The following is a 12,270-nucleotide window of genomic DNA, read 5'->3' as shown; positions in this document are numbered from 1 at the left end:
AAAGGGAGCTGCGCTTCGCCCAACATCAGAACGAATTCGGCAGTTGGACGCCCATTCGAAGCAGCAATTCATCCATTTTCCACTTCGTAAAAGCCAGCACTTCACGAGATTGATTGAACGCAATAGACAAGACTTGAGACTTCAGACCAATTGCAGTCGTTTCTGCAGGGTAATTCAGATAGGAAGCAATATCGGCAGCTCTCGGAGCGTGAAAATCATGCGATACGACCAGCAGACTCTTCCAGCCCCGCTTCATCGCCAAAGGCTTGCTGAACAGCAAATTCTCGTAGGTGCTTCGGGAATCTTCCTCCAGCACCAGCCGTTCGGCCGGTACGCCTACCGACACCAAGTAATTGCGCATCCCTTCTGCTTCTGAAAGCGTTGATCCATTATGATCATGTCCGCCGGACAGAATGAAATACTTCACGTTGCCCTGCTTGTACAATTGAAGACCTAAATCGAGACGCTCGCGCAGTCCGGGGCTTGGCTGATCAGACCATAACGCAGCACCAAGAATGATAGCAGCATCCGCTTTGGGGACAGGCTTAGGCATCTCATAACTGTTAATGACCCACAGCAGATAAGCACACCAGAAAGCGCCTAGGGCCATGACCCAAGCGCAGATTCGCAGCAGGAGGAGGAATTTATTCGTCCGTCTGCGCGCGCTGCGCTTATGGGGTCGTTTGGAAATGACCGTTTGCTTCATGATTCGCTTAGCTCACCGTTCTGGGCAAGTGCCTTCCGATGTTTCAGACTGAGCGTGAAATAACGGAATCGTCCGTTACGTATCGTGGACAAGAGTCGGCCTGCCGTCTTGCGTGCGAGCGCGGCATCTTTGTTCGTCACCGTTCCTTGACTCACCGCTTCCTCCAGTTCATCTTCATCCAGAAGGAATACCTCGCCGCTCGGCAGCACGACTACATCCAAATACAAATCATCGAACCAAGGCACCTGTTGATCCGTCAGACCTTGCGTCTTGCAAATATCGATATACCATTGAACGACCCGGTTCTTATCATCGAACATCGTCGTTACGACAAAGTGTTCACCGCGAGGGAAATGCTGCATCCACAAATATCCGCGGTCAGCCAGGCATAGTTTCCGCCCATTGTATTCTTTCCAAAGCGGTTCGCGCAATTCGTGAATGCGGTAGAACGTCACAAGTCCTTTAAACTCGTCTGCGTCCATCGCGAGGCACGTATAGCTTCTACGCAGAATGCGGCGCCAATTGGCTCGGTCAGAAAATTTTCGTTTCATACGGAACGACCTTTCCGTTAGGATCGCGCCCTTAAGTTGCGGCGCAGAACGCATACAACTGCACGACTGGTTCCTGTCTAATACTCATGCAGTAGGGTAGAATTACCTCATTAAAAAAAGCTTACCACAACTTACCGTCTATCTCCAGCGACCCGGGAAAATAAACCAAGCCCTCCTTGTCCGAGTATAAAAATAAGGAGAACAGCGCGGCTGCTCTCCATGTGGGACTTGCTTATTTCTCCGAAATGCTGACGGATTCGATCGTTACATCCTCTGTCGGCTTGCTATCCGTCGGTTCGCCATTACCTGGCCCAACCGGCGTATTCGCAATAGCCGTTACGATGTCCATTCCCTTCGTAACTTTGCCGAAGATCGTATAATTCGGCTGCGTGTTCAGGAAATCAGCGCCTGTACCGGTGCAAATAAAGAACTGGCTGCCGCCGCTCTCGGGCTGCCCTGTATTCGCCATGGCAAGAATGCCTGCCTCGAACTTATGTCCGTTGTTAAACTCATCCGGGATCGTATAGCCGGGACCGCCGGTTCCGTTACCAAGCGGATCTCCGCCTTGAATCATGAAATCCTTGATGATCCGATGAAATTTAACGCCATCATAGAACTTCTCTTTCGAGAGGAAAACAAAGCTGTTAACGGTTTGAGGTGCATCCTTCGCAAACAACTCAATCGTGAATTCACCTTTGTTTGTCTTGAATGTGGCGTTGTAGTTCTTCTCCTTGTCGATTGCCATAGCAGGCATCTCCGACCAGGACTTCGGCGATTCTTCCTCGTTTGCAGCACCGCCGGTTGTGTTGTTATCTACGGATTCTGTAGGTGTACCTTGGTTCTCTTGAACCGAGTTGTTGGTTTTGGCTCCACATCCAGCCGTAACGATTAACATGGCTGATAGGATGAATACGAGTGCAGTCCGGTTCATCATAATCTAAAATCCTCCAAGCGTTGCGTAATAGTAGTCAGCATCTGCATCTGAGTCGATGAAATAGCTGCTTCGTTTAGTTATGGCGTTGCGGGAGGGGGCGAGTTGGTCGCCCCGTTCCCGTTGCCATTCGCGTTTCCTGCTCCCGGATCAGGCTGGCCGTCCGCTGGAACGGAACCGTCTCCTCCCGGCGTATTGCCGGAGTCGCCTGTTCCGTTACCGGGCGTATTGCCATTCCCTGGATCGGTCGGCTGACCACCGTTGCCCGGCGTTTCTCCGCCATTGCCAGGGGTTTCTCCGCCATTGCCCGGCGTTCCACCGCCGTCATTCCCGTCGCCAGGCGGAGTATTTCCATCGCCTGGCTCTCCATCGCCGGGAGGCGTTTCATTGCCGTCGCCCGGCGGAATTTCTCCGCCCGGCTCATCCGTCGGCGGCGGCGTAATCTCCGCTTCCGGGATTTCCACGGTCAATTGATCGGAAGGTGTCCCTTCCATATTTTTGCTTGCATCGTAAGCCGTCACATAATAGGTGTAGCTCATCCCTGGTGCAACGTTCATATCATCAACAGCCGGCTCTAAGGAATCAAGCAGTTTGATAAAGTCCTTTTCGCTCGCTTCCTTCCGGTACACGTGATACTGAACGCCTTCCCCTTCAATCGGCGACCAGGACAGCTTCACATACGCAGCAGCCTCATCATAAATCGCGTTGAAATTCGTAATGCCAACCGGCGGTTTCTCTTCCTGGACATCGGAAGGTTTAGCGAAACTGTCTTTCTTCACACCTTTAATGGCATCTTTCATGACTTTTCCGAACATGGCGGCGGATTGCGCACTGCTCTTCTTGATCATATGATTCTTGTCCGTAATATCATAGCCCATCCAAACAACCGCTGTCCATTCGGCGGTATAACCGGCGAACCAGGCATCGCGATTATAACCTGTCTTCAAGCCCGGGATACCATGCTGCGTCGTACCTGTTTTGCCTGCTACCGGACGATCGATGCGAGCCGCTGTACCCGTACCGCCTTTCTCCGTTACAGCCTGCATCATATCCGTCATGTAGTAGGCTGTTTTGGGACTCATCAGCTGTTCAGGCTGCGGAGCGTCGTATTGATAGAGAACTTCCTCGTTTTTATCGGTAATTTTGATCAAAGCATGCGGATCTACCGATTTGCCCTCATTAGCAAAAGCGCTGTACGCTCGTGCCATTTCGAATGGAGTAACCCCATTGGTTAATCCGCCGAGGCCGATTGCAAGGTTGCGGTCTTTCGAGCTGTCCAGAGTGAAGCCCATTTTGTCCGCGAACTTCAGTCCGGTCTTCACGCCCATTTCGTTAAGCAGCCACACAGCTGAAGCATTGCGGGACTCTTTCAACGACTGCCGCATCGGGACAGGACCGATATATTTCACTTTGTTCGAATCGGACGGACAATAAGAGCCGTAGCACGTTTTCACATCCTGCAGAATCGACCACGGGAACCAATCGCCACTCTCGATCGCCGGTCCGTATACGGTAATCGGCTTAAAGGCTGAACCCGGCTGACGACGTTCAACCACTCGGTTCGTGCCTTTGTTCACATAATCGCGACCGCCGACCATCCCTTGGATCTCGCCGTTCCGGTGATCCACAATGATCATGGCGCCTTGAACCTGCTTGTCGTCGACGCTCTTCTCGAAATTGTCGTCATCTTCGAATTCGCGCGCCATAACCGACTGGGCTTGCGTATTCAGCGTCGTATAGATTTTGTAACCGCCAACACGCAGTTCTTCCTCGGTTAAGCCGCTTTTCTCGACCGCTTCATCGACGACGTAATCAATGAAAGTAAGGTTGGAATCGTCAGATGTGCTTGTTTGATTGGCCGGACGCTTATACTCAACTGCTTTCGCTTCATCCATCTCGGCCTGCGTAATATAACCCTGGTCAAACATAAGCTGCAGCACTACCGATCGTCTCTCTTGCGAATTAATCGGATTATTAATCGGGTTATAATTGCCCGGTGCCTTCGGAATTGCCGCTAACGTCGCCATTTGCCACAGCTTCAGATCTTTAAGCTCGGCATCGAAGTAAAAGCTTGCAGCTTCTTTAATTCCATAAGCACCTTTACCGAAGTAAATCCGGTTTAAGTACATCGTAATGATCTCGTCTTTGGTTTTCTTATGCTCCAATGCAATGGCTATTGAAGCTTCCGTCGCCTTACGGAAGAAGGTCTTGTCTTGGGTCAAGAACAAATTCTTCGCGAGCTGCTGTGTAATCGTACTGCCGCCCTCTACTGCGCTGCGAGCTACGATATCTTTGACAACCGCTCTTCCGATCGAATAAAGGTCGATCCCGGAATGTTCCTCGAAGCGTCTGTCTTCTGTCGCAATTACGGCTTCTCTCATGAGCAATGGAATATCTGCAAACTCCACCGTTTCACGATTCCCGCCGGCCTGAGACAGCTTGGTAACTTCTTTGCCCTTCGCATCATAGATCGTCGAAGACTCCGGCAATATGAATTTATCCTGGTTATCGGCCAGAATGCGTTCGCCATTCAAAATAATCAACAAATAACCGATGATGCCGCACACAATGGCAACCGCTCCGGTAAAAAACAACCAGACGGCCCATTTACGTTTTTTGTTGGTTTTCGTTTTCTTGCCTTTCTTCTCTACCTTCTTGTTCCTCGTGCTGCGTGGTCCATCAGCCATAAGCTCAGGTCCCCTCCAGTTCTCTCACACCTAATTGTGCACTCTCTCTATTTATACCCTATATGTGTAAACGGCAACAGGCGGTTTGAAACATCCTTGTCACGTGCTCTCCTGCCCATCAAAAAAAGAACAACCCTGCACGTCGCAAGGGTTGCTCTGTCGTGCCGCTATCCAATTAAACGTTACATGCTCTGAAAAGGTTTCAAAACATGCGCTCCGGAAGTTACGCTTCGTTGTCTTGAACCTGCATGAGCGAAACATTGCGCTGCGGGGTAAAGGTCGAGATTGCATGCTTGTACACCATTTGCTGACGGCCTTCGCTGTCAATGACGATCGTGAAGTTGTCGAATGCTTTGATGACACCGCGGATTTGAAAGCCGTTCGTCAAATAAACGGTTACCGGCACGCTGTCTTTGCGGAGTTGATTCAGAAATGTATCCTGAATGTTGATTGATTTGTTCATTGCGCGTTACCCCCATCGTCAAAAGGTTGGTTAAAAGTATATTCAATATCGATCTTAAACTTTCCTGCTATTATACCATAAATTGCTTGCAAATTCTTGTGAAAATTTTCATCGGTGTCAATCCAATGGATATCGTTCATATGCCGGAACCAAGAAAGCTGTCTTTTGGCAAAACGTCTTGTATCGCGTTTCAGCAGTTCAACGGCCTCTTCAAGCGTGAGATGGCCTTCTAAATAGAGGACAATTTCCTTGTAGCCAAGTCCGTGCATCGAGACCGCGTTGGCCGGAACACCGTCTTCCAGCAGCCTCTTCACCTCTTCGACAAGCCCCTCATCCAGCATGGCATCCACTCGCTCGTTGATCCGCTCATACAGCTTCGCACGATCCATGGTGAGTCCAATAATACAGAGTTCGAACGGCGAAACTTTTTTCTGTCCTTCGAGCTGCTGCGAAACCGTCGTACCAGTCAGGTGATGCACTTCTAACGCGCGAATGACGCGGCGTTGGTCGTTGGGATGCAGTCGCTCGGCTGCCTCCGGGTCGACGGCGCGAAGCCGTTCATGAAGCGCTTCTGCCCCATGCGCAAGCGCATAGAGGCGCTGCTCTTCCCGATAAGCATCATCAGAGCCTACTTCGGCAAAATCGTAGCCATAGGCTACTGATTCCACATAAAGGCCTGTACCGCCTACGATAAAAGGCAGCTTGCCCCGGCGCTCGATCTCCGGAATAAGCACCGCGCAGCGCTCTTGAAATTCCGCGACCGAGAAGGAATGGGTCGGCTCGCAAATATCAATCAAATGATGCGGAATGCCTTCCCGCTCCTCTGGTTTGATTTTGGCAGTGCCGATATCCATTCCTTTATACACTTGAATGGAGTCCCCGGAAATGATTTCGGCATTGAAAGCTTTGGCGAGCTCCAGGCTTAATCTTGTTTTACCGACTGCTGTCGGGCCGATCAGCACGAGCAGTTTCGGCTTGTTGCTCTCTGTATATGTTGTCGCTGAGCTCATGTTGGCAGAATCACTCCGTAAGCTATTTTATTGATATGCCGCCGCTCGAAGCCCAGACGCTGAAATTCATCGCTGCCTTGGTGCTCCTTGAGGACAACCATTTTGCGGGCTACACGGGTGGCCTGACGAACCGATTCTTCCTGAAGCGCATCGTTGTTGGCGAGTCCTCGCAAGGGCTGTAACGCAGATGAATCATGCATCGGCTTGCGGAACATCGGGTCAAAGTACACGATATCCACGCTCTTATCCGGCAATGCGGTCAGATACTCGATGTGGTTCGTATTGCGCATTTCAATTCGACGCAGCGCTGCGTTCACGTCCGCGTGCTCGGTCTCGTAAGTCTTCAGCCCTTCACGAACGACAGTGTATAACATCTGTTCGCTTTCAAGAGCTGTTACGCGGCCTTCCTCGCCAACGGCATAGGAAAATACCAGTGCATCAGAACCTAGACCTGCCGTACAATCAACGACATGATCGCCCGGCTGACAGCCGGTTAGCGATATGAGCGGATCGGATTCGCCTTTGCGCATCCGTTTCACACGTACGTAAGCCATGCTGGGATGAAAATACAGCGGCTCCTCCGATTCCTCATAATAGCGCAGTCCCCGGTCGTCTGCAACAAGCAGGCGATTGTCGCTATATTTCGTTCTGAGCAGGCTGAGCGAGTCTTGTTTCCTTGGAACATAACGGCCCCCAAGCTCTTCGGCCAACCCGGCTGCATAGGCGACTTGATCGGCTGCAGGCTTATGCGGCGTCGTTACGATCATGACATCACCCGCTTAAACATCTTCTCCAGCTGATAAGTGGTCATATGAACGACAATCGGCCGGCCATGCGGACAGGTGTAAGGCTGGATGCATGCCCCAAGTCTTCGCAGCAGCCCCTCGCCTTCCTCGCGCGTCAATCTATCATTTGCTTTAATCGATGCTTTGCAGGAACACATGATGGCAGATTTCTCACGCATCTTGCCAATATCGATGGATCCGCGTTCACTGATGAGCCACTCTGCCATTTCTTCGATAACATTGTGCTCATCGCCTTCCGGCAGCCACTCCGGATAGGAGCGAACTAGAAATGTATGCGACCCGAACGGTTCGAGCTCCACACCGGCTTCTTGCATGTAGTGCAGCTTGCCTTTCAAGGCAGCAGCTTCCGCTTGCGTAAATTCCATGGTCAGCGGCACGAGCAGCTGTTGACTGGCCTGCTCCGGCCTGCTGAATTTCTCAAAGAAATACTCGTAATTGATCCGTTCATGCGCCGCATGCTGGTCTATCAAGAAGAGCCCTTCTTCGTTCTGCGCAATGATATACGTGCCGTGAAGCTGGCCGATCCAGTACAGCTCAGGGAACGAAGGCGTAGCTGGATCACGTACTGGCTGTTGCGATTCAGCCGCATAGCTTGATGCGACGGCACGCGCACTGGTGAAGTCGCTTGCCGCGCTGTCCGGCGCAGAGTCAGACTCAGGTGCCTTGGCGGCAGCGGCTGATAAAGCAGATGCGTTGCTTTGCTCTGGTGCTTGGCTTCCTACGCTGTTCGGCGCGTAGTCCAGCTCGGATTCTCGCGCAATCGCCCCCTGCGTGCTTGGCGGCGCGTAAAGTCGCTCGGTCGCATCCTTGGGAATGACAGTTCGATTGACTCCCGCTTGCCAATCCGGGGTATAACTGCGGCTCTCTTGAGTGCGAGAGCTGTTATTCGGCTGCACCTTATCCGACAAGGCCGCAGTCTGATATGACTGCCGCGCTTGCGGCTGTTGTGGCGCTGCGCTTGTGGGATCACTCGAATTGCTGCTCGCAATCGCTTCTTCGGCAATGTCTAGAGCAGCCGCAATTTCTGCTGCGGAGACCGACTGACCGCTTGACGTGGCAGTTAGAGGCGCTGCTGACGGCGCGGCCTTCGGGAACGCATCATCCGGTTGATGGAAGGAGATACGATCCTGGACAAATAACGGCTTTGAGCGTTCCGTAGTCGCAGCCGGGCCTGGAATATGCCGCTGCTTGCCGAGTGCGCGTTTGACGGCTTCCTCAATAAACTCGCGCAATTCGGCTTCTTTGCTGAATCGCACTTCCATTTTGGAAGGGTGAACGTTGACATCCAGCAAGCTCGGATGCATGCCGAGCTCGAGCACGACCATAGGGAATCGGTTAATCGGAAGCAGCGTGTGATAGGCTTGCATAATCGCCTGATTAATGACGAAGCTCTTGATATACCTGCCATTCACGACGATCGTAATCCCGTTGCGGTTCGATCTTGTCTGCTCGGGTTTCGAAATATAGCCTTGCAGTTCATAATCCGGATGTTCGCCGGAAACCGGCAGCATCGCCTTAGCCGTCGCCGTACCATAAATCGCGGCAAAAGCTTGCAAACGATCGCCGCCCCCTAATGTCCGAAGCAGCAGACCTCCGTTATGCTTTAATGTAAAAGCAATCCCGGGATGTGCCAGAGCAAGCCGGTTGACGTAATCCGCAATATGACCGATCTCCGTTTGGATCGTCTTCATATACTTAAGCCTGGCGGGCGTATTATAAAACAGCTCGCGCACGCTAATATCCGTTCCTTGCGGCGCATTCGCTTCTTCATTCGCAGTAATGCTGCCGCCTTCAATAACTAGACGGCGGCCAAGTCCGGTTTTCTCCGGTGACGACACGCATTCAACGCGGGCTACTGCGGCAATACTCGGAAGGGCTTCGCCCCGGAAGCCCAGGCTTGCGATACGAAACAAATCTTTGCTGGAAGAAATTTTACTCGTTGCGTGCCTGTAGAACGCCGTCTCTATATCATCGCCCTCAATGCCGGAACCGTTATCTGTCACACGCACAAGGGTTAGTCCACCTTCTTCAATTACGATATCGATGGCAGTGCTGCCTGCGTCAACCGCATTCTCCACGAGTTCCTTCACAACGGACGATGGCCGCTCCACCACTTCGCCTGCGGCGATTTGGTTGGCTAATTGCTCGTCCAGGATACGGATTTTGCTCATCTCGACCATACACCTCCTGAGCTATCATTGCTCGTCGTTTAGCTTGAGCTTCATATCATTCAGCCATTGCATCGCTTGCATCGGCGTCAAATTAAACAGGTCCAGCTTACGAAGCTGCTCTGCCAGCTGCTCTGCGCGGGTGTTCCCCTTACGCGGCTTGCCAGTGCTTGGAGCGGCTTCTTCAAATATGGAGAGTTGCACGACTCCAACCGTTGGTGCAGATTCGGCAACAGGAACCGGTTCAACGATGCGTGGCAATTCCACTGCTGTTGGAACCACTTCTGCCTCTTCCGATGGTGGTGCATAGGCTGCAGCAGCCTCTGCGACATAAGGAAGCTTAACCGCAGCGGCAGCAGCAGCTAGATTTTCCTGATCCGTGTGCAGTTCGAGCAGCGAATACGCACGTTCGATAATGCTGCCGGGCAATCCGGCCAACTGCGCGCAGTAAATTCCATAGCTGCTGCCTGCCGCTCCGGGAACCAGCTTGCGCAGGAATGTCACATTGTCGCCGGTTTCCTGAACGGCCATGCAAGCATTTGCTAAACGCGGAAGTGAATCTCCAAGATGAGCCAATTCATGGAAATGCGTCGATACCAGCGCTTTACAGCCGACTTCATGATGAACAAACTCAATAACCGCCTGTGCAATCGCCATACCTTCGCCTGTTGAAGTTCCACGTCCCAGTTCATCGATAATGACTAAACTCTGAGCCGTTGCTTTCTCCGTCATGATCTGGATATCCTTCATCTCTACCATAAACGTACTTTGGCCGCCGATTAGGTCATCTGCTGCTCCAATGCGCGTGAAGATGCGGTCAATGAGCGGAACCTCAGCGAACTTCGCAGGCACGAAGCAGCCGATCTGGGCCATGATGCTGACCAGGGCAACCTGGCGCATATAGGTGCTCTTTCCCGCCATATTCGGTCCGGTAATGAGCAGCATGGAGGCTTTATCGGCACCATCCGCAAGGGATGTATCATTAGCGATAAACGCCGCATCCATGACCGCCTCGACAACGGGATGACGACCTTCCTGCACGACAAAATCATACCCTTCCGTCACATTCGGCTTCACATAACGCTGCTCGCCGCTGACGGTAGCCAAGGATTGAAACACATCCAGGGACGCCAGCACTTCGGCAAGCTTCTGAAGACGGTGCAAATGAGCGCTCAGATGATCGCGGAGCTCCACAAATTTGGCATACTCCAGGTCGATCATTTTATCTTCAGCTTCGAGGATCAGCGTTTCTTTCTCCTTCAGTTCCGGTGTTACGTAGCGCTCCGCGTTCGTTAGCGTCTGTTTGCGTTCATAACGGCCTTCGGGAAGACTGCCAATGTTCGCTTTGGACACTTCAAGGTAATAGCCGAACACTTTGTTGTAGCCGATCTTCAGTGACTTAATTCCAGTCGCCTCACGCTCTCTGCGTTCCAGCTCTGCAAGCCATTTTTTGCCGTTCACGCTCGCTTCGCGAAGCTCGTCCAAGTAGCTGTCATAGCCAGCCCGGATTAACCCGCCTTCACGTACGGAAATAGGCGGATCTTCCACGATGACCGTTTCAATCATCTCGGCGAGATCAGCGCAGTGATCGACGTCCTTCACCAGCTTGCGCAGCGTCTCGGAGTCAGACTCCGCGCAAAGCGCTGCGATGGCAGGCACATGCTGCAGGGAGGACTTCAATGCATGAAGATCGCGACCGTTGGCGCTTCCGTACGCTACCCGTCCGACAAGCCGCTCCAAGTCATAGATTTCATTCAATTCACGGCGCAGCTCATCTCGCAATATAAAATTGCCATACAGCTTGTCCACCGCTTCTAGCCGCTCATCAATCGCGGGCTTCGACAGAAGCGGTTTATCGATCCATCTTCTCAGCAGCCTAGCACCCATCGAGGTGCGCGTACGATCCAGAAGCCATAGAAGCGAGCCTTTCTTATTGCGGTCGCGTACCGTTTCGACCAGCTCCAGATTGCGTCTCGTAAACGGATCAAGAATCATATATTGATTCGGCTCATAGACCGAAATACGTCTAACATGGCCAAGTGAGCGCTTCTGCGTCTCGTCGAGGTAACCGGTGAGCAAGCTGACTGCGCGATGTCTGGCAGGGGCCAGAGCATCCAGCGTCAATTGACTGAATTGCTGCGCTAGCCGCTGGGGATCCATCGGCGTTCTCTCCGTGAAGAGAACCTGCCGATTCCAACCGGCAGCTGCCGAGCGAAGCTGGTCCATCGCTCCCGCGTCACCGACGATCTCAGAAGGATGATACACGTTCACTTCATCCGTCAGCGCTTCTTGCGCAGCGGAGATCGACGTGACATAGAGTTCGCCTGTCGTCAAATCGCATGCGGCAACACCAAACGCGCCGCCATGCTCCGCTACCGCTACGATGAAATTGTTCGCTTTATCCGCGAGCGACTTCGATTCCATGACGGTACCCGGCGTTACGACGCGGATAATCTCACGGCGCACGACTCCTTTGGCAGCGGATGGATCTTCAACCTGCTCACAGATCGCAACTTTAAAGCCTTTCTCAATTAAGCGAGCTATGTATCCCTCTGCGGAATGATAAGGTACGCCGCACATCGGAATTTTCTTATCGCCGCCGCCTTCGCGGCCGGTAAGTGTAATCTCCAGTTCCCTGGACGCGTTGATTGCATCGTCAAAGAACATTTCATAAAAATCGCCCAGACGGAAAAACAATATCGCGTCCTTCGCGCCTTCCTTTATGCCCAAATATTGCTGAATCATCGGGGTATATGCAGTCATGCGGCCCCTCCTATATGAATTTACGTAGATTTGCGTGCTATGAACAAACAGACCTTCATTATAACAGAAAAAGCGCTCCGAATGGAGCGCCAGAATGTCGAGAAACCCAACGTTTTTTTTCAAACGTTGGGTTTCTCTTTGGTTTTAGGGTTGGTTTGTGGAGGTCGAAGGGCGTTAAGCCTCCT

Annotated in this window: 9 protein-coding genes; all 9 read right to left on the bottom strand. The window is 52.2% G+C overall.

Translation table 11 applies throughout. The features are described 5' to 3' along the window. Nucleotides 1–25: 25 nt before the first annotated feature. Nucleotides 26–706: a YdcF family protein gene (locus tag BLW29_RS26480; RefSeq protein ID WP_090985340.1), complete on the bottom strand. Its 681-nt coding sequence runs from the start codon at nt 704–706 to the stop codon at nt 26–28. Next, a complete protein-coding gene (locus tag BLW29_RS26475; protein WP_090985338.1) occupies nt 703–1,257 on the bottom strand; it encodes a ribonuclease FAU-1 family protein in 555 nt (184 codons plus the stop codon). The genes BLW29_RS26480 and BLW29_RS26475 overlap by 4 nt, the downstream gene beginning before the upstream one ends. A 232-nt stretch (nt 1,258–1,489) precedes the next feature. Continuing rightward, nucleotides 1,490–2,188, bottom strand: coding sequence for a peptidylprolyl isomerase (locus BLW29_RS26470; RefSeq protein ID WP_090985496.1), 699 nt, complete (start codon nt 2,186–2,188; stop codon nt 1,490–1,492). Between the two features lie 80 nt (nt 2,189–2,268). After that, entirely contained in the window at nt 2,269–4,875 is a 2,607-nt protein-coding gene (locus BLW29_RS26465) for a PBP1A family penicillin-binding protein (RefSeq protein WP_090985336.1), read from the bottom strand. Between the two features lie 223 nt (nt 4,876–5,098). Beyond that, entirely contained in the window at nt 5,099–5,338 is a 240-nt protein-coding gene (gene hfq / locus BLW29_RS26460; protein WP_090635997.1) for an RNA chaperone Hfq, read from the bottom strand. Next, complete coding sequence (gene miaA / locus BLW29_RS26455) at nt 5,335–6,348, bottom strand: tRNA (adenosine(37)-N6)-dimethylallyltransferase MiaA (RefSeq protein ID WP_090985334.1); 1,014 nt, start codon at nt 6,346–6,348, stop codon at nt 5,335–5,337. Before miaA ends, hfq begins: the two co-directional genes overlap by 4 nt. After that, on the bottom strand, nt 6,345–7,115 hold the full coding sequence (locus tag BLW29_RS26450) for a class I SAM-dependent methyltransferase (protein WP_090985331.1): 771 nt from the start codon (nt 7,113–7,115) through the stop codon (nt 6,345–6,347). The genes miaA and BLW29_RS26450 overlap by 4 nt, the downstream gene beginning before the upstream one ends. Continuing rightward, nucleotides 7,112–9,325 carry a DNA mismatch repair endonuclease MutL gene (gene mutL, locus BLW29_RS26445; RefSeq protein ID WP_090985330.1) on the bottom strand — a complete coding sequence of 738 codons (2,214 nt, stop codon included), beginning with the start codon at nt 9,323–9,325 and terminating at the stop codon, nt 7,112–7,114. Before mutL ends, BLW29_RS26450 begins: the two co-directional genes overlap by 4 nt. Before the next feature lie 24 nt (nt 9,326–9,349). Further along, nucleotides 9,350–12,085 (bottom strand): DNA mismatch repair protein MutS, encoded by a 2,736-nt coding sequence (gene mutS / locus BLW29_RS26440; protein ID WP_090985328.1) that lies wholly within the window; start codon nt 12,083–12,085, stop codon nt 9,350–9,352. Between the last annotated feature and the right edge of the window lie 185 nt (nt 12,086–12,270).

Source organism: Paenibacillus sp. CF384 (assembly GCF_900106745.1).
Lineage (GTDB): Bacteria > Bacillota > Bacilli > Paenibacillales > Paenibacillaceae > Paenibacillus_Z.
This window is presented reverse-complemented; position numbering and strand designations above follow the sequence as displayed.

What these genes read in the sequence shown, in the direction of transcription:
- BLW29_RS26475 (WP_090985338.1), bottom strand. Translation starts at nt 1,257, where the DNA reads ATGAAACGAAAATTTTCTGACCGAGCCAATTGGCGCCGCATTCTGCGT.
- BLW29_RS26470 (WP_090985496.1), bottom strand. Translation starts at nt 2,188, where the DNA reads ATGAACCGGACTGCACTCGTATTCATCCTATCAGCCATGTTAATCGTT.
- BLW29_RS26450 (WP_090985331.1), bottom strand. Translation starts at nt 7,115, where the DNA reads ATGATCGTAACGACGCCGCATAAGCCTGCAGCCGATCAAGTCGCCTAT.
- mutL (WP_090985330.1), bottom strand. Translation starts at nt 9,325, where the DNA reads ATGAGCAAAATCCGTATCCTGGACGAGCAATTAGCCAACCAAATCGCC.
- BLW29_RS26465 (WP_090985336.1), bottom strand. Translation starts at nt 4,875, where the DNA reads ATGGCTGATGGACCACGCAGCACGAGGAACAAGAAGGTAGAGAAGAAA.
- mutS (WP_090985328.1), bottom strand. Translation starts at nt 12,085, where the DNA reads ATGACTGCATATACCCCGATGATTCAGCAATATTTGGGCATAAAGGAA.
- hfq (WP_090635997.1), bottom strand. Translation starts at nt 5,338, where the DNA reads ATGAACAAATCAATCAACATTCAGGATACATTTCTGAATCAACTCCGC.
- BLW29_RS26480 (WP_090985340.1), bottom strand. Translation starts at nt 706, where the DNA reads ATGAAGCAAACGGTCATTTCCAAACGACCCCATAAGCGCAGCGCGCGC.
- miaA (WP_090985334.1), bottom strand. Translation starts at nt 6,348, where the DNA reads ATGAGCTCAGCGACAACATATACAGAGAGCAACAAGCCGAAACTGCTC.